Annotated in this window: 15 protein-coding genes; 6 read left to right on the top strand and 9 right to left on the bottom strand. The window is 71.0% G+C overall.

The features are described 5' to 3' along the window. Positions 1 to 107 precede the first annotated feature (107 nt). Together ACSMXX_RS00855 and ACSMXX_RS00850 are read left to right on the top strand one after the other, a co-directional pair. Positions 108 to 929: a L,D-transpeptidase family protein gene (locus ACSMXX_RS00855; protein WP_473182083.1), complete on the top strand. Its 822-nt coding sequence runs from the start codon at positions 108 to 110 to the stop codon at positions 927 to 929. A gap of 280 nt (positions 930 to 1,209) precedes the next feature. Further along, on the top strand, positions 1,210 to 2,577 hold the full coding sequence (locus ACSMXX_RS00850; RefSeq protein ID WP_473182082.1) for an alpha-amylase: 1,368 nt from the start codon (positions 1,210 to 1,212) through the stop codon (positions 2,575 to 2,577). 43 nt (positions 2,578 to 2,620) lie between these two features. On the opposite strand, the gene ACSMXX_RS00845 is transcribed toward ACSMXX_RS00850, so the two are convergent. Then, positions 2,621 to 5,584 (bottom strand): FAD-binding and (Fe-S)-binding domain-containing protein, encoded by a 2,964-nt coding sequence (locus tag ACSMXX_RS00845; protein WP_473182081.1) that lies wholly within the window; start codon positions 5,582 to 5,584, stop codon positions 2,621 to 2,623. A 283-nt stretch (positions 5,585 to 5,867) separates the two neighbouring features. On the opposite strand from ACSMXX_RS00845, the gene ACSMXX_RS00840 reads away from it, so the two are divergent. After that, positions 5,868 to 7,817 carry an ABC transporter ATP-binding protein gene (locus ACSMXX_RS00840; protein WP_473182080.1) on the top strand — a complete coding sequence of 650 codons (1,950 nt, stop codon included), beginning with the start codon at positions 5,868 to 5,870 and terminating at the stop codon, positions 7,815 to 7,817. A gap of 65 nt (positions 7,818 to 7,882) precedes the next feature. Here ACSMXX_RS00840 and ACSMXX_RS00835 read toward each other — a convergent pair whose 3' ends face one another. After that, positions 7,883 to 10,039, bottom strand: coding sequence for a bifunctional polysaccharide deacetylase/glycosyltransferase family 2 protein (locus ACSMXX_RS00835; RefSeq protein WP_473182079.1), 2,157 nt, complete (start codon positions 10,037 to 10,039; stop codon positions 7,883 to 7,885). Beyond that, positions 10,036 to 10,500 (bottom strand): hypothetical protein, encoded by a 465-nt coding sequence (locus ACSMXX_RS00830; protein ID WP_473182078.1) that lies wholly within the window; start codon positions 10,498 to 10,500, stop codon positions 10,036 to 10,038. Before ACSMXX_RS00830 ends, ACSMXX_RS00835 begins: the two co-directional genes overlap by 4 nt. A 148-nt stretch (positions 10,501 to 10,648) precedes the next feature. Here ACSMXX_RS00830 and ACSMXX_RS00825 point away from each other — a divergent pair, with 148 nt between their 5' ends. Together ACSMXX_RS00825 and ACSMXX_RS00820 are read left to right on the top strand one after the other, a co-directional pair. Beyond that, positions 10,649 to 11,632, top strand: coding sequence for a chitinase (locus ACSMXX_RS00825; RefSeq protein ID WP_473182077.1), 984 nt, complete (start codon positions 10,649 to 10,651; stop codon positions 11,630 to 11,632). Positions 11,633 to 11,706: 74 nt separating this feature from the next. Then, positions 11,707 to 13,014 (top strand): MFS transporter, encoded by a 1,308-nt coding sequence (locus ACSMXX_RS00820; protein WP_473182076.1) that lies wholly within the window; start codon positions 11,707 to 11,709, stop codon positions 13,012 to 13,014. Between the two features lie 354 nt (positions 13,015 to 13,368). Here the strand turns inward: ACSMXX_RS00820 and ACSMXX_RS00815 are convergent, their stop codons facing one another. Further along, positions 13,369 to 14,661, bottom strand: a complete 1,293-nt coding sequence (locus ACSMXX_RS00815; protein ID WP_473182075.1) for an exo-beta-N-acetylmuramidase NamZ family protein — start codon at positions 14,659 to 14,661, stop codon at positions 13,369 to 13,371. Between the two features lie 159 nt (positions 14,662 to 14,820). On the opposite strand from ACSMXX_RS00815, the gene ACSMXX_RS00810 reads away from it, so the two are divergent. Next, on the top strand, positions 14,821 to 15,351 hold the full coding sequence (locus tag ACSMXX_RS00810; RefSeq protein ID WP_473182074.1) for an O-acetyl-ADP-ribose deacetylase: 531 nt from the start codon (positions 14,821 to 14,823) through the stop codon (positions 15,349 to 15,351). Positions 15,352 to 15,381: 30 nt separating this feature from the next. On the opposite strand, the gene ACSMXX_RS00805 is transcribed toward ACSMXX_RS00810, so the two are convergent. The 5 genes from ACSMXX_RS00805 to ACSMXX_RS00785 form a co-directional block, all read right to left on the bottom strand. Beyond that, on the bottom strand, positions 15,382 to 16,485 hold the full coding sequence (locus ACSMXX_RS00805) for a questin oxidase family protein (protein ID WP_473182073.1): 1,104 nt from the start codon (positions 16,483 to 16,485) through the stop codon (positions 15,382 to 15,384). 169 nt (positions 16,486 to 16,654) lie between these two features. Next, the gene (locus ACSMXX_RS00800) at positions 16,655 to 17,050 is read right to left on the bottom strand and encodes a VOC family protein (protein ID WP_473182072.1); all 396 of its coding nucleotides are present in this window, start codon (positions 17,048 to 17,050) and stop codon (positions 16,655 to 16,657) included. Between the two features lie 107 nt (positions 17,051 to 17,157). Continuing rightward, on the bottom strand, positions 17,158 to 17,805 hold the full coding sequence (locus ACSMXX_RS00795) for a LutC/YkgG family protein (protein ID WP_473182071.1): 648 nt from the start codon (positions 17,803 to 17,805) through the stop codon (positions 17,158 to 17,160). Beyond that, a complete protein-coding gene (locus tag ACSMXX_RS00790) occupies positions 17,802 to 19,337 on the bottom strand; it encodes a lactate utilization protein B (protein WP_473182070.1) in 1,536 nt (511 codons plus the stop codon). The genes ACSMXX_RS00795 and ACSMXX_RS00790 overlap by 4 nt, the downstream gene beginning before the upstream one ends. Beyond that, positions 19,334 to 20,050 carry a (Fe-S)-binding protein gene (locus ACSMXX_RS00785; protein ID WP_473182069.1) on the bottom strand — a complete coding sequence of 239 codons (717 nt, stop codon included), beginning with the start codon at positions 20,048 to 20,050 and terminating at the stop codon, positions 19,334 to 19,336. The genes ACSMXX_RS00790 and ACSMXX_RS00785 overlap by 4 nt, the downstream gene beginning before the upstream one ends. Positions 20,051 to 20,094 lie beyond the last annotated feature (44 nt).

Here is a 20,094-nt window from a genome sequence, read left to right as displayed (position 1 = left end):
TCCCGGTCAGCGGGCGGCAGGCCCCTGACCGGCCGTTCGCCTGGTCCACGGGCCGCCGTTCGCCCGGTCGGCCCTGCCCTCCGTCTCAGCAGTGGGAGCATGGGGCCATGCGCGGGACTCGGGCTTCTCAGGGGCACAACAGGCGGGCGGTGCAGGGCCGTACGGCGGCCGCACGGGCGGCGCGGACGGCCGCGGCAGGGGCGCTCGCGGCCGCCCTCGCCGTGACGGTGGCCGCCTGCGGCAGCGACGGCAGCGACGGCGACAGCCCCGGCGGCGGCCGTGACACCGCTGCCGCCGGGGACCCGGGTGCCAAGAAGCCCGGCACGGACGGAGCGCAGAAGACCGACCCCACGCGCATCCCGGGTGTGGGCGACGCGCTGCACAAGGAGATCCCAGGTAAGTCCCGCCAGGTCGTGGCCGTCTACGGCAGGGGAGAGGACTCGGCCGTCGCGACCGTACGGCTGTTCACCAAGAAGGGTGATGAGTGGACCCAGAAGCGCAGCTGGCCGGCGCACAACGGACGCAAGGGCTGGACGCGCGACCACCGCGAGGACGACAAGCGAAGTCCCGTGGGCGTCTTCACCCTCACCGACGCCGGCGGCGTACGTCCCGCGCCTGACGCGAAGCTGCCTTACACCGCGAGCGCCGACTTCACCCCGCCCTCGTACTGGCCGAAGAAGACGCGGCACGACTTCGACCACGTCATCGCCATCGACTACAACCGCGTCGAGGGCACCTCGCCTCTCGACCCGGCACGCCCCGAAGGGCAGTCGAAGGGCGGGAGCATCTGGCTGCACCTGGACCACGGGAGCGGCACGTCGGGCTGCGTGAGCATCTCACGCGCGGGCATGCAGTACCTGCTGCGGACGCTGGACCCGGACGAGTACCCGGCCGTGGTCATGGGGGACAGGGCGGCCCTGGCCCGGTAGAGCACGCCGGGTCGTCGCCGGTGCGTGCGGCGCCGGCCCGCCTCCTCAACTGTCGCTCCCCAAGCGGCATTCGGCCGGTCCGCCGGACGTGCCGTCGGACGCCGCGCGGCGAACCCCGCCTGGAAGCAAGAGTTTTCAGAAAACCGTTGGAAACAATTGCTCCACATATTGACGTGCACACGAGAGCGGCGTCAGGCTCCTTCCCAACCCCCCACGGCGGCCTGGCGCGTGGCTGCCTTCTTCGGCACGTCTGTGTCCGACGACGAAGGAGTCGCACACGATGAAGAAGCATCTGATCTGCGCTAGCACGGCCGCGGTCCTGGCAGCGGGCGGTGTCACCGCCGTCACGGCATGGCCGTCCCATGCGACACCGCCTGGTGAAAAGACGGTCACGGCAACGCTGTTCGAGAGGCCCTTCGCCGAAGTCGGCAAGGAGTGCACGGACACGCTCGGCCCCGCCGGATACGGATACGTCGAGGTGTCTCCGGCCAGTGAGCACATCAAGGGCGAGCAGTGGTGGACCTCGTACCAGCCCGTCAGCTACAAGATCGCCGGACGGCTCGGTGACGCCGACGCCTTCAAGAGCATGGTCGCCGCCTGTCACGAAGCGGGAGTGAAGGTGATCGCGGACGCGGTCGTCAACCACATGTCAGCCGGGTCCGGTACGGGCACGGGCGGCACCCAGTACAGCAAGTACGACTACCCCGGCACCTACGGCGACTCCGACTTCCACGCCTGCCGCAAGGACATCTCCGACTACAAGAACCGGGAGGACGTGCAGACTTGCGAACTCGTGAGCCTGTCCGACCTCGACACGGGCAGCGACAAGGTGCGCTCCACCATCGCCGGGTACCTCGACGGTCTCCGGGAGGCGGGCGTCGACGGGTTCCGCATCGACGGCGCGAAGCACATGTCCGCCGACGACCTGAAGGCCGTCAAGGGCAAGATGGCCGACCCGGGCTTCTGGGTCTCAGAGGTCATCCACGGTGACGGTGAGGCAGTCCAGCCGGAGGAGTACACGGGCCTCGGGGACGTCGACGAGTTCCGGTTCGGGAAGCATCTCAAGAGCGCCTTCCAGGGCGGCGACGCGGGCGCCCTGAAGAACATCGCCGACGGCAAGCTGGCGAGCGGTCAGACCCGTACGTTCGTCGACAACTGGGACACGGAGCGCAACGGTTCGACGCTCACCTACAAGGACGGCGACCTGCACAAGCTCGCCAACGCCTTCATGCTGGCCCACCCCTACGGTTCGCCGAACGTCTTCTCCGGCTACGAGTGGTCCGACAAGGACGCCGGGCCGCCCAGCGGCGGCGACGGCTGGACCGGCATGCACGCGAAGCAGGAGATCACCGGCATGGTCGGCTTCCGCAACGCCGTCGGGGACGCCGAGCTGACCGACTGGTGGTCGGAGGGCGGCGCGCTGTCCTTCGGGCGCGCGGGCAAGGGCTTCGTCGCTCTCAACGCGGGTGACGGCGAACTGAAGCGCACCTTCTCGACGTCGCTGCCGGCCGGCACGTACTGCAACGTCGCGAAGGCCGCACCGGACAAGTGCGACGGCAACACGGTCACCGTCGGCGACGACGGCAAGGCCGAGGCCACCGTCCCGGCGAAGGGCGTGGTGGCGCTGCACGCCGGCGCCAAGTCGTAGGCCACGCACCGCTTGACCGCCACAGCACGGAGCGCTGTGGCGGTCAGTCGGGCCGTGTCGCCCGCTCCAGGTCCAGCAGCACCGAGCGGTAGCCCCGGCCGCCCGTAGCGTGGTCCATGCCGACCTCGCACATCCGGTTCGCCGACAGGTACGCGTCGAAGTCCCGCGAGGTCACCTCGGCCGCCTCGCGTGCCGCCGCGGAAGCGGTCAACTCCTTGTGCAGCATGCCCCGGTCGCCGGCGAAGCCGCAGCAGCGCGCGTCCACCGGGACGACGACCTCCTCGGCGCACGCCTCGGCCACGGCACGCAACTGCTCGGTCGTGCCCAGGTGTTGCATGGAACAGGTCGGGTGGACCACCGCCGAGCCCGTGCGCCGCTCGATTTCCAGCCGCGGCAGCAGTTCCCCGGCCGCCCACGCGACCGAGTCGACGACCCTCAGCCGCTCGTGCAGCTTCCGGTTGGCGGGGCTGAGATACGGCACCACTTCCTCGCCGATGCCCAGCGTGCAGGAGGACGCGTCCACCACGAGCGGCAGCTCGCCCCCGTCCGTCCAGCGCCAGGCCGCCTCCACGATCCGGTTGGCCATCAGGGCGTTGCCCGCCTCGTACCCCTTGGAGTGCCAGATCGTCGCGCAGCAGGTGCCCACGACGTCGTCGGGAATCCACACCGGGCGCCCCGCCCGCGCCGAGACGATCACCATCGACTGCGGCAGCGACGGGCCCTCGTAGCCGTCCGGTTCGCCGAAGATGCGGTTCACGCACGCCGGGTAGTAGACGGCGGCAGCGCCGAGGCGGTCCGTGGCGGGCAGCCGCTTCGCCGCGGCAGCGGGGATCTGCGGCAGCCACTCGGGTACGAGATCGGGACGTACGGCCTTGCGTGCCGCGCCCGTCAGGGACTCCAGCAACTTCTCGCCCCGCCGCGGCATCACCTTGCGGCGCAGCCCGTCCGCGGCGGCGACCGCCAGCCGTGCCGACCTCTCCACGAGATGGAAGCGCCGGGCGGCACGCTCGGCGTTGCGCTCCTCGAGCGGCGAATGCCGGCGGTGGCGGAAGTCCTTCATCATCGCGCCCGTGTCGATGCCGACGGGGCACGCCAGCGCGCACGTCGAGTCCCCGGCGCAGGTGTCGACCGCGTCGTAGCCGTAGCTCTCCAGCAGGCTCTCGTTCACGGCGGACCCGGGGGGCTGGCGCAGCATCTCCCGGCGCAGCACGATGCGCTGGCGCGGTGTGGTCGTCAAGTCGCCGCTGGGGCAGGTGGGTTCGCAGAAGCCGCACTCGATGCACGGATCGGCCACGGCCTCGACCTTGGGAATGGACTTCAGCCCGCGCAGATGGGCCTTCGGATCGCGGTCCAGCAGCACGCGGGGCGCCAGCACGCCGTCCGGGTCGACGGTCTGCTTGATGCGCCACATCAGTTCGGTGGCCCGCTCGCCCCACTCCAGCTGTAGGAACGGCGCGATGTTGCGTCCCGTGGCGTGCTCGGCCTTCAGTGAGCCGTCGAACCGCTCGACCGTCAGCCGGCAGAAGTCGTCCATGAAGGCCGCGTAGCGCGCCACGTCCCCTTCCTCGGCGGCGTCGAACGCGAGCAGGAAGTGCAGATTGCCGTGTGCGGCGTGTCCGGCGACGGCCGCGTCGAAGCCGTGGCGTTCCTGCAGGGCGAGGAGCGCTTCGCATGCCTCGGCGAGACGGGACGGCGGCACCGCGAAGTCCTCGGTGATCAGGGTCGTACCGGACGGACGGGAACCGCCGACCGCCGACACGAACGCCTTGCGCGCCTTCCAGTAGAAGCCGATCGTCTTCGCGTCACGCGTGAAGGCGTTGGTCACCGACGGTACGGGCGCCACGAGTTCGAGCTCTGCCATCAGCGCCTCGGCCGCCTCCTCCCGCTCCCGCTGCGCCGTCTCGTCCGGTGCCCGGAACTCCACCAGCAGCGCCGCGGTCCCCTTCGGCAGCTCCGCCCAGTCGGCCGGTACGCCCGCCACGCTCACCGAGGCGCGGAGGGTGTTGCCGTCCATCAGCTCGACCGCCATCGCGCCCGCCTCGTTGAAGCGGGGCACCGCCGACGCGGCCGCGGAGAGCGAGGGGAAGAACAGCAGCCCCGTCGAAGTGTGCCGGTGCAGGGGAAGCGTTTCGAAGACGACCTCGGAGATGAAGCCGAGGGTCCCCTCGGACCCGACGGCGAGCCCGCGCAGGATGCTCACCGGGGTCGACCCGTCGAGGAAGGCGTCCAGACGGTAGCCGTTGGTGTTCTTCAGCTCGTACTTGGCGCGGATGCGGGCGGTGAGTTCCGCGTCGGCCTCGATCTCCGCCTTGAGCGCCATCAGCCCTTCGCACAGGGCCGGTTCGGCACGCGCCAGATGCTCCTCGGCCTCCGGATCGGCGGTGTCGACGACCGTGCCCGACGGCAGGACGAGCGTGAGAGAGGCGAGCGTGCGGTAGGAGTTGCGGGTCGTGCCCGCGGTCATCCCGGAGGCGTTGTTGGCGACCACGCCTCCGACGGTGCAGGCGATCGCGCTCGCCGGGTCCGGGCCGATCAGACGCCCGTACGGGGCGAGCGCGGCGTTCGTCCGCACCACCGTCGTGCCGGGCCGGATGCGGGCACGGAGGCCGTCCTCGCCGAGCACCTCGACCCCGGCCCAGTGCCGGCGTACGTCGACGAGAATGTCCTCGCCCTGCGCCTGGCCGTTCAGCGAAGTGCCCGCGGCGCGGAAGACGACCTGACGGCCGTGGTCGCGGGCGTAGGAGAGCACCTTCGAGACGTCACCGGAGTCCTCGGCGACCACGACGACCTGCGGTACGAAGCGGTACGGACTGGCGTCCGAGGCGTAGCGCACCAGGTCCGAGACCTTCCACAGCACCTTCTCCTCGCCCAGCAGCCGCACCAGGTCGCCGCGGAGCGGCTGCGGCGTACCGCCGGCCAGGCCCTCGGGGACCCGGTCGTGTGCGGGCACGTGACCGGCGCCCGGCTGGGGCCGCAGCGCGCCGTGTCCTGGGTCGAGCAGCGGCATGGTCTCTCCTGGGGACGCGGCGTACGGACGGATGTGCGGCCCATGCTAGGGGCAGCTCACGGGCGGGGTTCCGGCCGGATTCCGCGTTCGGAGGCTCCCCGTGCTGCGCGTAGTCTCGAATGACCGTTTGGCGAGCGGCGTCCGGTGTCCGGAGGCCAGGCGTCCGGGCCCCGGAAGCCCGTGGGGCTCCGGATCCCGGCACCGGCGCCGTACGCCGGTGCCGTACCCCGGCCCCGCACGCCCGCGCCGTACCGGCGCATGAACTCCGAGCCCGAGGAGCCCGTTGCACCCCGAGACCACCGAGTGGACCGCGCAGCCGAAGGACGACGACGCCGGGCACGAGCCCCGGCAGGTGAGGCGCATCCTGCGCATCTTCCGCCCCTACAGGGGACGCCTCGCCGTCGTCGGACTGCTCGTCGGTGCTTCCTCGCTGGTCTCCGTCGCCTCGCCCTTCCTGCTGCGCGAGATCCTCGACGTCGCCATTCCCGGCCGGCGCACCGGCCTGCTGACCGTCCTCGCGCTCGGGCTGATCGGCATCGCTGTGATGAGCAGCGTCTTCAACGTGCTGCAGACGTATCTGTCCACCACCGTCGGGCAGCGCGTCATGCACGACCTGCGCACCGACGTCTACGCCAAGCTCCAGCGGATGCCGCTGGCCTTCTTCACCCGGACCCGCACCGGCGAGGTCCAGTCCCGCATCGCCAACGACATCGGCGGAATGCAGGCCACCGTCACCTCCACCGCCACGTCGCTCGTCTCCAACCTCACCGGCGTCGTCGCCACCGTCGCCGCCATGCTCGCCCTGGACTGGCGGCTGACGACCGCCTCGCTGCTGCTCCTTCCGTTCTTCGTGTGGATCAGCCGCCGCGTGGGGCGGGAGCGCAAGCGCATCACCGCCCAGCGGCAGGCGCAGATGGCCGCCATGTCCGCCCTCGTCACCGAGTCGCTCTCCGTCAGCGGCATCCTGCTCGGCCGGACCATGGGCCGCGCCGAGGACCTCACCCGCAACTTCGCAGGCGAGTCCGAACGGCTCGTGGGCCTGGAGGTCCGCTCCCACATGGCCGGCCGCTGGCGGATGTCGGTCATCGGCATCGTCATGGGCGCCATCCCCGCGCTGCTGTACTGGACCGCCGGGATGCTCGTCCACTTCGGCGGGCCGGGCCTCTCCATCGGCACGCTCGTCGCTTTCGTCACCCTCCAGCAGGGGCTGCTGCGGCCCACGGTCTCCCTGCTGTCGACCGGCGTCGAGATGCAGACCTCGCTCGCCCTGTTCCAGCGCATCTTCGAGTACCTCGACCTGCCCGTCGACATCCAGGAACCCGCCGCGCCCGTCAGACTGGAGCACGTGCGTGGCGAAGTCCGCTTCGAGCAGGCCTGCTTCGCCTACGGCGGGGAGGGCGCCCCCGCGACTCTGGACGGCATCGACCTCGCCGTCCCCGAGGGCACCACCCTCGCCGTCGTCGGCGCCACCGGCTCGGGCAAGAGCACGCTCGGCCATCTCGTGCCGCGCCTGTACGACGTCACCGCGGGGCGCGTCACCCTCGACGGCGTCGACGTCCGCGACCTCGACTTCGACACCCTCTCGCGGGCCGTCGGGGTCGTCTCGCAGGAGACGTACCTCTTCCACGCCTCCGTCGCCGACAACCTGCGTTTCGCCAAGCCCGGCGCGACCCGCGAGGAGCTGATCGCCGCCGCAGCGGCGGCCCAGATCCACGACCACATCGCCGCGCTGCCCGACGGGTACGACACCCTCGTCGGGGAGCGCGGCCACCGCTTCTCCGGCGGCGAGAAGCAGCGCCTCGCCCTGGCCCGTACGATCCTGCGCGACCCGCCCGTCCTCATCCTGGACGAGGCGACGAGCGCTCTGGACACGCGCACCGAACGCGCGGTCCAGCAGGCCGTCGACGCCCTCTCCGCGGGCCGCACGACGATCACCATCGCCCACCGTCTCTCCACGGTCAGGGACGCCGGCCAGATCGTCGTGCTGGACGGGGGACGCATCGCCGAGCGCGGCACCCACGCCGAACTCCTCGCCGCGGACGGGCGGTACGCGGCGCTCGTGCGGCGGGACGCCCGCGTCACCGCCGCGCCGGGGCCGCCGGGCGGCGAGCGGGGGAGCGGCCCGTCCGTTCCGGCGGACGTGAGCGCGCCCGGTGCCGCGCCCGGTACCGCACCAGGTTCCACGCAGACCCCCGCACAGGACGGATCGCCGGCCGACGCACCCGTGCACTGAGCACCCACCCCAGGCGCATCCCTGTACGCACAGGGGCCTGGTACGCACCGGAGGGCCCGCCTGCGTCATCCCACCCCAGGCGCTCCGACCTCGCCGGTGCGCTTGAGCTTCTGCCAGCGCATGCGGCCACCGGTCGCGGCAGTGATGCACGAGTGGATCAGTACGAGGTACATCAGTTGCCGGTACACGATCTGCTGCAGCGGCAGCATCAGCAGGTAGCGGTACTTCTCTCCGTCCAGCCGGAAGGCGTAGGCGGTGGTCATCAGCTGGACGGCCAGGACGAGCCCCCAGGCGACGAGCGACTTCAACGGGTCGATGAAGACCGCCCCGTAGAGGGTGAAGAGGTCGATCAGCGGCGCGAGGAGCGGCGTGACGATCTGGAAGAGGACGACCAACGGCATCCCGACCCGGCCGAATCGCCCCGAGGGTCCCCGGTCCAGGACGGACCGGCGGTGTTTCCAGAGCGCCTGCATCGTGCCGTAGCTCCAGCGGTAGCGCTGCCGCCACAACTGCCGCATGGAGCCCGGCGCCTCGGTCCATGCAAGGGCGTGCCCGGCGTAGACGACCCGCCAGCCGCTGCGTTGCAAGGCAATGGTGACGTCCGTGTCCTCGGCGAGGGTCCCCTCACTCATGCCGCCCGTGTGCGCGAGCGCCTCGCGGCGGAAGGCGCCGACGGCGCCCGGGATGGTCGGCATGCAGCGCAGCAGGTCGTACATGCGGCGGTCGAGGTTGAAGCCCGTCACGTATTCGATGTGCTGCCAGGCCCCGATGAGGGTCCTGCGGTTGCCGACCTTGGCGTTGCCCGCGACCGCGCCGACGGAAGGATCACCGAAGGGCTGCACCAGTTCGTGGACCGTGTCCGGCTCGAAGACGGTGTCTCCGTCCATCATCACGACGATGCCCCAACGGGCCTGGGCGATCCCTCTGTTGAGAGCGGCGGCCTTGCCCGCGTTCTCCTGCCGCAGGACTCTGACGTTGCGCAGGCCGAGCGCCTCGACGATCTCCGGTGTGCCGTCCGTCGAACCGTCGTCGACGACGATGATCTCGACCGGATGTGTGCTCCGGGCGAGCGAGGTGACCGTGCCGACGATGCATTCCTTCTCGTTGTACGCCGGGACGATGACGCTCACAGGCTCCACCACCGCCGGGCCCCAGAGGAAGCCGCGGCTGTTGCGCTGCCGGTGGTGACGGCGGGCGAGGACGAGCATGAGCGCGGAGCGGGCCAGCACGGCGACGCCCACGACGGTGAGCCCGACGACGAGGGCCGGCATGGTGAACTCGGCGACGGCGGTAGCCGTGACGAGCGCCCTGCCCTGCCACAGCGAGGTTCCGGAAACCGGCTTGAGTGCGCTGGGCCGGCGCATCGCCTCGCTGACCGTGGTGAAGGTGTACCCGCGCGCCTTCATCTTCTCGATGTACGCGGGCAGTGCCGCCAGTGTCTGAGAACGGTCGCCGCCGGAGTCGTGGAAGAGGACGGACGTGCCCTTGGCGCCCTTGGGCGTGGCGTTCTCGACGATCCTCTCCACGCCGGGGTTCTGCCAGTCCTCGCTGTCGGTGTCCACGAAGGCGCTGGTGTAGCCGATGGCGCCGAGCCGCTTGTACACGGGCCAGCTGTAGTTGTCGACCGCGTCGGACGTGGAGGAGTAAGGGGCCCGGAAGAGCGAGGTGTTGACTCCCGCGGCGCCGGCAAGGGCGAGCTGTGTCTGGGCCATCTCCCGTTCGACGCGCTCCGCGCTCTGGTACGAGAGGTCGACATGGGTGAAGGTGTGGACGCCGATCTCGTTGCCGCCCTCGACGATGTCACGGACGGCGCCCGGATGGCGGGCGGTCATCGATCCCACGACGAAGAAGGTGCCCGGTACGTCGTACTTCTCCAGTATGGAGAGGATCTTCGGGGTCCACCGCGGATCGGGCCCGTCGTCGAAGGTGAGCGCGACGGTCTTGCGCGGAACGGCCCGGCTGCGCGCCTTGCCGTTGGGAAACGACAGCATGGACCCGCCGTTGAGCACCCGCTCGGGGACACGGTCGGAGGAGGCGTTCTCGCGCACCCGTTCGTCGTCTCCGAGTTCGGCGTGCAGATAGCCGTTGAACAGCATCACGCCGGCCAGCCCGAGCAGAGCGATGAGAGCAAGGACCACGCGTGGTCCGAAGACGGCGGGCCGGCGGGCGGCGGACAGCTGGCCGGGCTTGGCGTGCCTGGCACGGGTGGCGGTGGAGGTCATCTGCTCGAGGAGCCCTCAGCGGAAGAAGGGGCGGATTGTGCGGCTTTGCGCTTCTCGCGGTTCTCCCTGACCGTCTTTCTGAACTCCTTCCATGTACACGGCTTTTCGGGATGGTTCCTGCAGAACCTGGCGCACCTCTTCCGGCACGGCCTCTGCGAGGGCTGTGCGGAGGGTGAACTGGCCGGGCGCACTTTGGTGCTGCCCGAATCCTGCGTGTTGCCGACGCTGTCGAAGGGGGCCAGCTCCGAAGGGGCGAGCGACGGACCTCCCATGAAGGCCACTCCGAGCATGCCCCCGTACGCGAGGACCCCGGCTCCGAAGATGATCGCGGCTCGGCGCAGCAGGAGGGCCCGCCGGCCGGTGGAGTCCACGAAGACGATCCCGTCCGGGTCCTCGGCCTGATCCGTACTCCCGTGCCGGCTGCGGTCGTTGGCATGCGTGTCAGTGGGCGAGAGGCTCATGCGCGCACACCTTGGAGACCGTTCTTGTGAATTCTCTGTGAGCCCGTCAGACACCCCGGGGAAGTGCAATGGTTCTGCTGAACGGAGCGCTCTCGCCGGCCGCCTTGCTGCGGGAGCACTTCCGAAGGACGCGGCAGAGGAGACCGACGTGCGGCACTGGATGGTCCGGCTCGCGGTCGTACTCGCGATCGTCTGCGCGGGATGCTCGGCGGCGGGTCCGCCACCCGCCGGTGACGGCGCCGGCGGAAGCGGTTCCGCCGCCCCGTTCGCTCCTTACGTGAACGCCACCACGGCCGCCCGCACCGACACCGCGGGCAGCCCGTCTGCGTACTACGTGGCCTTCGCCGTCGCCTCGGGGCGGAACGAGTGCAGCCCCATGTGGGACGACGGGACCGCGATCGACGACGCGGCCGTGAAGAGGCGGGTCCGTGCGCTGCGGGAGACCGGGGAGGAGATCCGCGTGTCCTTCGGCGGCGCCACCGGCACCGAACTCGCGGTGGCCTGCGACAGTACCGCCGAACTCGCCGCTGCCTACGACCAGGTGCTCACGCAGGTCGGCGCGACGACGGCGGACCTGGACATCGAGGGGGACACGCTGGAGGACTCCGCTGCCGGGACGCGCCGGGCGAAGGCGGTCAGGTTGCTGCAGAGCCGGCGCGACGGACCGGCCGTTTCGTTCACCCTTCCCGTGATGCCCACGGGACTGACGCAGGAGGGCGAGGAGCTGCTCCGACGCGCGGCCCGTCTGGACGTGGAGATCTCTGCCGTGAATGTCATGGCGATGAGTTACAGCCCTTCCCACACCGGTGACATGGGCGACTATGCGATCGCGGCGGCCCGGGCCACGCATGACCAGCTCACGGAGCTGCTCGGGCTGTCCGACGCCGGCGCCTGGCGGGCGCTGCGTATGACGGTGATGATCGGCGTCAACGACATCGAGACCGAGACCTTCACGCTGGACGACGCGGCACAGCTGGCCGCGTTCGCCGCCGAACGGGACCTCGACGGGCTGTCCATGTGGTCCTCGGCACGCGACCGGGAGTGCGCGGGCGGCGCGAAGCGCGAGGTGGACGAGACCTGCAGCGGTGTCGTCCAGGCAAGGGGCGCCTTCGCTGCCGCGCTGTCGGGATGAGAGCGCGCCGGCGGGTTTCGTGAGCGTTCATTCACACGCGTGTGCGCACGTGAGATCTGGGGAGACGACGGGCCATGACGCAGCCCACCGATGCCCCGGGGCCTACGCAGTCCGCCCCTGAGACGCCGCAGATGCGCCCCGGCCGGCAGCTGCTGGCCGCCTCCGTAGGCAACGCCGTCGAGTGGTACGACTGGCTTGCCTACACATTCCTCGCCACCTTCATCGCCGCCGAGATCTTCCCCAAGAGCGCCGACAACTCCCTCGTCCCCCTGCTGTCGACGTTCGCCGTCTTCGCCGTCGGGTTCTTCATGCGTCCCATCGGCGGGCTGCTGCTCGGGGCGATCGCCGACCGCAGTGGACGCCGTGCCGCACTGACGGTCACGATTCTGCTGATGGGCGGCAGCAGCCTTCTGCTGGCGCTGACCCCCACCTACGCCGCCGCCGGGCTGCTCGGTCCCGTCGTGCTCGTCATCGCGAGGCTGCTTCAAGGGCTCTCCGTGGGCGGCGAGTTCGCCGCTGCCACCACCTTCCTCGTGGAGTCGGCCCCTCGGGGGCGGCGCGGGCTCTTCTCCAGCTTCCAGTACGTCTCCACCACCGTCGGGCAGCTCATCGCCTCCGGTGTCACCGCACTGCTTGTCGCCGGCATCGACGACGAAGCGATGCACCAATGGGGCTGGCGGGCCGCGTTCGTGCTCGGAGCGTTGCTCAGCCTCGTGGGCTTCTGGATCAGGCGCAGCTCGGAGGAGACCCGCAGCGCCGAACAGCAGGCCGCACCGCGCCCCGGCCTCTTCGAGGCGCTGCGCACGCACCCTCGTGAATCGCTGCTCATCTGCGGCATCACCACGGGTGCGACGATCGCCTACTACACCTGGACCTCGTACCTTCCGACGTACGCCCAGGTCAACGTCGGCTTCGACAAGGGCGATTCGCTGCTGATCGGCACCGTCTCGCTCGCGTTCTTCGCCCTGCTGCAGCCGCTCGGCGGCCTCCTGTCCGACCGCGTGGGGCGCAAGCCGCTGCTGCTCGTCTTCTCCATCGGCTTCGCCGTGCTGTGCGTGCCCCTGCTGAACTCCATAACGCAGTCGTTCACTTCGCTCCTGCTCGTGCAGTGCGCGGGCATGATCCTGCTCACCGGCTACACCTCGGTCGCCGCCGCGGTGAACGCCGAGGTCTTCCCCGCCCGCGTACGCGCGTCCGGCATCGGCTTCCCGTACTCCGCGACGGTGGCGCTGTTCGGCGGCACCGCCCCGTACATGGGCACGCTCTTCAAGGACCTCGGCCGGCCTGACGCCTTTCCCTGGTACGTGGCCGTGCTGTGCCTGATCTCCGCACTCGTGTACCTGAAGCTGCCGGAGGGCGCGAACAAGCCCCTGGAGCGGTAGCCGCACCGGACACCGCGGCTCCGGCCGCCGGCCGCGGAGTCCGCCGGTCCGCCACCGGGAGGACTCGAATTTGTGAATGTTTCTGCTGAACCATTGCCAATGCGGACAACTCGGCGCACTCTCGGCATCAGTCGTCATGAGTCAGAGGTGACTCAGAGGCTCCCGTTCGCTCCTGTGGGGGGTGGCGAGCGGGCCTGCCCCGTCTGTTCCCGCAAGGGAGCAGGCGGGGCCCCTTATCTTGCGTCCCGGATGTGACGGGCGCACCCTCGGTATCAGCCCTCAGGGCCAGAGCCCCCGCATCGCCCGTCACACCCCCAGTTTGTCCGGCGGAGCGGGGGCACTGCCGTGCCCTGGCTAGCCGCGGTAGAGGAAGTACTGCCTCCGGGTGCGGTCGAAGGCGCGGACCTCGTCCTCCCAGGCCGCGGTGATCTCGTCGGTGTCCTTGCCGGCGTCGAGCATCTTCCGCAGCCGCGTCGAACCGGAGAGCTTGTCGATCCAGTACGGGCGGGGGTCGTCGTCCTTGCGCCAGGCGAAGCCGTCGTAGCGCGCCGCCTCGGCCAGCATCGCCACCGCCGTCGGAATGGGACGGTAGCGGCGCGGGTCGGTGACGTGCATCTGGACGCCCGCGCAGGTCTTGCCCTCGTGCTTGCTGAATGTGGGCACGAAGTAGCCCTCACGGAAGCGGACGCCGGGCAGCTTGCGGGCGTTGAGCCTGTCGCTGTACCGGTAGTCGAGGTAGGGGGCGCCGATGAACTCGAAGGGCCGCGTGGTGCCCCGTCCCTCGGAGAGGTTCGTGCCTTCGAAGTAGCCCGTGCCCGAGTAGACGGTGGCGGTGTCGGGGAACGGCATGTTCGGCGACGGCGGCACCCACGGAAGCCCCGTCTCCTGCGCCGGTGCCGAGGGATCCCAGCCACGGACGCGTACGACCTCGAGATCGGCCTTGCCGCCCTTGCCCTCGCCGGGCAGGAGCTCGCCGTTGAAGTAGCCGGCAAGCTCACCGACCGTCATGCCGTGCTGCTGGATGATCGGCTTCAGACCCACACCGGACGTGAATTCCTCCGTCATCATCGGCCCGTCCGCCCGCCGGCCGACGGGATTCGGACGGTCCAGGACGACGAAGGCGGCTCCGGTGTCACGGGCGGCGACCATCGCCTGGTACATCGTCCAGATGTAGGTGTAGAAGCGCACACCCACGTCCTGGATGTCGAAGACGATGGTGTCCGCACCCGCCTTGCGGAAGAGCTTCGCCATCTTCGCGGCGTCCGCGCCGTACGCGTCGTAGACCGTCAGGCCTGTGCGCGGGTCCTCGAACTCCGGCTCGGACTCGCCCGCCTGCGCGCTGCCGCGGAAGCCGTGCTCGGGGCCGAAGACCCCGACGATGTTCAGCTCCTTCCGCGCGGCCATGGAATCCACGACATGACTGGTGTCCCGCAGCACGCCCGTCGGATTGCTGACCACTCCGACCTTGCGGCCGCGCAGCATCCTCCAGCCGGACGCCGCAGCGGCCTCGGCGCCCGTCGTGACGCGCCCGTGCGCGGGCCCGCCGGGAGGAGTGGCCGCGGACGCGCTGCCGGCGGTGAGCAGCGGGGCGCCGAGGGCGGCAGCCGAGCCGCCGAGGATCGAGCGGCGGGAGGGGGCGCTGGACATCGGCGGGCGTCCTTCCGGGAAGGGGCGGTCGGGGCAGCGAGTGGCGGTCGGGACACAGCTGGTGACGCAAGTTATCCCACGGTCATGGTGGCTGCCAGGGTGCGCGCACGCCGCCAGTGGTACGCACAATGGCAGCCGGACGGTGGGAGGATGACCCGTATGCCGAATCCGACGAACGCAGGCGTCACGATCGTCCGGGGCGACATCACCGACCAGGATGTGGACGCGGTGGTCAACGCCGCCAACTCCTCGCTGCTGGGTGGCGGGGGAGTCGACGGCGCCATCCACCGCAAGGGCGGAGGCGACATCCTCGCGGAGTGCCGTGAGCTGCGCTCCTCCCGCTATCCGGACGGCCTGCCGACCGGGCAGGCCGTCGCCACGACGGCGGGGCGGCTGCCGGCGCGACGGGTGATCCACACGGTCGGACCCGTCTGGACGAAGAGCGAGGACCGCTCGGAGCAACTGGCGTCCTGCTACCGCGAATCGCTGCGTGTCGCACGGGAGTCGGGCGCCCGCACGGTCGCCTTCCCGGCGATCTCCACCGGCGTGTACGGCTGGCCGGTCGACGACGGGGCGCGTATCGCCGTCGCCGCCGTGCGCGAGGAGGCGGACGACTTCGACGAAGTGCGATTCGTGCTCTTCGACGAACGCTCGTACGAGACCTTCGCGGCCGAGCTGTCCGGGCAGTGAAAGCGGTGCACCGCCGCCCCGGGAGCGCGGTCAGACTGCCGGGTCGATGAGCTCGACGGCGCGCAGCGCGGCCGCCAGGGCGGCCGGGCCGCCGTCGGCGTTCTCCCCGCGCGTCTCCCAGGCGGCGACATCCACAGCGGTGTCGGTGAGCTTGATGGTGTGCTCGTCGCCGTGGGCCGCCGCACGTTCGAAGACCTCGTCGGCGGTGAGACCGGCGGCCGCCTCGAACGCCGCGGGCGCGGCGGCGGCGGCGGGGGTGTAGGCGGCCGTGACGGCGGTGGCCGCCGACCAGGCAGCGTCGAGGCTCGGCAGCCACAGCCGCTCGGGCAGTGCGGGCAGCGTCCGCAGCACCGCGTTCGGCGCGGTCGCCGCGTGTACGAGCATCACGGGTGATCCGTGCGCGTGGGTCGCGTAGCGGTGCGTGGTCGCCCGTACCACGTCCTTCAGGCGCTTCTCGGTGTGCGCCGGGTCCGGCCCCTCGGTCGCGGGACGGGCGGGAAGGGCGCCGAGCTGGACCAGCCGTTCCCGGATGCCGCCGTTCTGGTCCGGGACGGCAGGCACGGCTGCGAGGCCGGCCGCCGCCGAATCCGCCGCCGGCAGCAGCGTGATCCCGGGCAGAACCGAATGGCGGGCCGCCCAGTAGCCGAGGGCGTGTGCGAGCTCCGCCACCCGGGGCGCGGCCGGGGAACTCCCGGGACCGGCGTCCTCCGGGCCGAGCAGCGTCCGCACTGCGTGCCCCACCCGGATCACGCCGTGCGTCGCCGCCGCGCTGATGCCCGGCAGCAGCCGGGGCCACCACTGCGCAAGCACCTCGCGCCAGGGACGTTCCCCGAGCGCCCGCGTGAAGTAGCCGATCCAGTCGGCCAGCCGCCGGGGATCGCCCAGAGCCTCACGCCACACCGCGTCCGTCACATGCGACGACGGCGAGGGCATCTCCTCCAGCTTGTCCCGGTAGCCGTCGATCCAGCGGTGCACCACGGGTGCCTGCCCGTGCCGTACCAGTGCCTCCACCGCCATGGGGGCGTGGTTGGTCGGCCAGCCGTCGCGTTCGGGGCCGCTGCTGTGCAGGCGCTCCAGCGCCTCGTCCAGCGTGCCGCTGCTGTCGGTTCCGTCGGTGACCATGTCCGGTTCCATGTCCGCCGACGCTAGAGCGGGTCCCGGCGGTGCGTAACGGGCTGCAGGCCTGGGCCGCTGGACCGTCCCGTGAACGCGACGCGCGGACTAGGCCCTCGCCGAGAGTCCTAGGCCCGTTCATCCGGATCAGCGGATCGTCCGGTCGTCACGTCCGGCGTCACGTCCGGGTTCATGGCGTGAACTGGGCCTGGACTCCCTGCCGTTCGGCAGCGCTGCGCAGCACGCAGAATTCGTTGCCCTCGGGGTCGGCGAGCACTGCCCAGCCGGTGCCGTCGTCGTTGCGGCGGTCGTCGGTCATCGACGCGCCCCGCCCCAGGAGCCGTTCGACTTCCCGGTCGCGCGATTCCTGCGCCGCCACGCACAGATGGAGGCGGTTCTTCACGGCCTTGGGCTCGGGGACCTTCAGGAACAGCAGCTCCCGGCCTTCCTCCAGGGGGATGCCCACCTCGTCGTCGCCGGGCTTGTCGTCCGGGTCGACGGGCACGCCGAGGACCTCGCTCCAGAAGTGGGCCAGCGTGTAGGGATCGGAGCAGTCGACCGAGATGTTCTGCAGTATTGACGTCACCCGCACAGTCTTCCGTGAGCCGGAATGCCGGACCACCGGATATCCGGCGCGCCAGATGCGCCAGGCGCGCCCGGTGGCCGGCGGCCGGTGGCCGGTCGTCGCGTCGGTCACGGTGCCGGTGAGGTGATGATCACCTCCAGGGTGCGCGGACCGTGCACCCCCTCGACGCGGTCGAGTTCGATGTCGCTGGTGGCCGACGGGCCCGAGATCCATGTCTGCGGACGGGCCGGGTCAAGCCGCCGCAGCGCCTGCGGCACGGAGTCCACGATCTGCTCCGGGGCGCGTACGACGCAGATGTGGTGGTCCGGCACGAGCGAGATGCGGCGCCGTCCCTGGGCCGCTCCCGCGTCCAGCACGATGGTCCCCGTCTCGGCGACCGCCACGGCGCAGCCCGTCACGACGCTGTCCATGGCGTCGAGTTCACGCGCGGACATCGACGGGTCGTCGGCGACGCGCTCAACCTCCGCGGGCAGCCAGTCGCCGGGGATGCCGGACGGTGCCACGACGCTGCGGGCGCCGCGTGCCCGCAGCAGTTCCGCGATCGTGGCGGGCAGCTCCGCCGCGCCGCAACGGTGCACCAGGGCGCGGTAGTCGGCGAGGTTCTCCGCGAGAAGGTCCAGCCGCTCCGCGTCGGTGCGCTCTGCGTGGGTGCTGAAGTAGTCGCGCGGGACGGGCGCCTCATGCGGGCCCTCGTCGCGCGGCACGTCGGCAAGTGCCCGGCGTACCCGGCCCAGTACGGTCTCCCGGCTGTTCATACGGGGCCTCCTTCCCGGCCGGTGCCGTCAGGGCCCGGGTCAGGTCCACCGTCCGGTCCGCCATCAGGTCCGCGGTTGCGCAGCCACCAGTCGCGGAAGGACTCGGGAGCCGGCCGTGGCAGGTCACGGCTGTCCGACCAGGCCTTGCCCGGGCCCGGCAGCGGAAGCCGCCGCGGGGTCAGCCGCCGGGTGCGGGAGGCCAGCCGCTGCCCGGCGCGCAGGGCGCGGGGATGGTCGAACGTCCAGCGGGCCGCCCGCATCACGGCACGCTCGGCGGCGTGCCCCTTCGCCGGCTTGATGGTGGTCCTCTGCCCCCGGACCGTGACCGTGCCTCCCTCGACGACCCGTTTGCGCAGATGCACCAGGACCTCCGGGATGTCGATCGCCACGGGGCACACCTCGTAGCAGGCCCCGCACAGCGACGACGCGTACGGCAGTGAGGCGTCCAGCTCGCTCTGCACACCGCGCAGTTGGGGGGTGAGGATGGCGCCGATCGGTCCCGGATAGGCGGATCCGTAGGCGTGGCCCCCGGCGCGCTCGTAGACGGGGCAGACGTTCAGGCAGGCCGAGCAGCGGATGCAGCGCAGCGCCTGCCGGCCGACGGTGTCCGCCAGCGCGTCGGTACGGCCGTTGTCGAGCAGCACGAGATGGAAGGCCGACGGGCCGTCCTCGTCGGTGGTGCCCGTCCATGTGGAGGTGTAGGGGTTCATGCGCTCCGCAGTGGAGGAGCGCGGCAGGGTCTGCAGGAAGACCTCCAGGTCCTGCCACGTCGGCACGATCTTCTCGATGCCCACGACCGAGATCAGCGTCTCGGGCAGCGTCAGGCACATACGGCCGTTGCCCTCGGACTCCACCACCACGAGGGTTCCCGTCTCGGCGACCATGAAGTTGGCGCCGGAGATGCCCACCCTGGCGTTCAGGAACTTCTCCCGCAGATGCAGCCGCGCGGCCTCGGCCAGCTCCGCCGGGTCGTCGCTGAGGTTCTTCGGCGCGGCCCGCCCCCAACTGCCCATCTTCTCGCGGAAGATGTCGCGGATCTCGTCGCGGTTGCGGTGGATTGCCGGGACCAGGATGTGGGAGGGCAGGTCGTCGCCGAGCTGCACGATGAGTTCCGCGAGATCGGTCTCGTACGCGGAGACGCCCGCCTTCGCGAGCGCGTCGTTGAGCCCGGTCTCCTGCGTGGCCATGGACTTGACCTTCACGACCTCGCTCTCGCCCGTCTCCCGGACCAGCTCCGTGACGATCCTGTTGGCCTCCTCGGCGTCGCACGCCCAGTGGACGTGCCCGCCCGCGGCGGACACCGCTGCCTCCAACTGCTCCAGATAATGGTCGAGATGGCGCAGGGTCCGGTCCTTCAGGGCCGCCCCCGCCGCGCGCAACTGCTCCCAGTCGCCGAGCTCTTCGACGGCATTGGCCCGCTTGGCCCGGATGGTGTGCGTCGCGTGCCTCAGATTGCCGCGCAGCCGCATGTCGCGCGTCGAGGCCGCGGCGGCCCGGGGGAAGGAGGGCATGCCCAGATACGTACCGCTCACAGTGGTGCCTCCTCGGTGCCGGCCAGGATCTCCGCGATGTGTACGGGACGGGTGGGGGAGCCGCGGCGGGTGAGGGTGCCGCCGATGTGCATGAGGCAGGAGTTGTCGACGGTGCAGACCGCCTCCGCGCCGGTCTCCTCGATGTGGCGGGCCTTGTCCGCGCCCATGGCGGCCGAGACGTCGGGGTTCTTCACGGCGAACGTGCCGCCGAAGCCGCAGCACTCCTCCGCGCCCTTCAGCTCCACCAGCCGCAACCCCTTCACGGCCTCCAGCAGCCGGCGTGGCCGGTCGCCGAGGCCGAGCATCCGCAGCCCGTGGCAGGTGGGGTGGTAGGTCACGGTGTGCGGGTAGTACGCGCCGACGTCCGTCACGCCGAGCACGTCGACGAGGAACTCCGTGAGCTCGTAAGTGCGCGCCACAGAGCCGCCGGTCGCCTCCGGGTCGATGCGCGGGTAGTTGTCCCGCACCATCGCCGCGCAGGATCCGGAGGGGACGACGATGTGGTCGTAGCCGCGGAAGACGTCCGCGTAGCGGCGCGCCAGCGGCGCGGCCTCGCTGCGGTAGCCGGTGTTGAACTGCGGCTGCCCGCAGCAGCTCTGGCCGCCGGGGAAGCCGACCTCGACGCCGAGCCGCTCCAGCAGGGCGACGACGGCCTGGCCGGTGCGGGGATAGAGCGTGTCGTTGATGCAGGTGATGAAGAGTGCGACCCGCACGGTCCCTCTTCCTCCTCGTCTCGTCTGCGGCCCGTCTCCGGGCC

It is taken from the genome of Streptomyces sp. DSM 116795, assembly GCF_055792905.1.
This window is presented reverse-complemented; position numbering and strand designations above follow the sequence as displayed.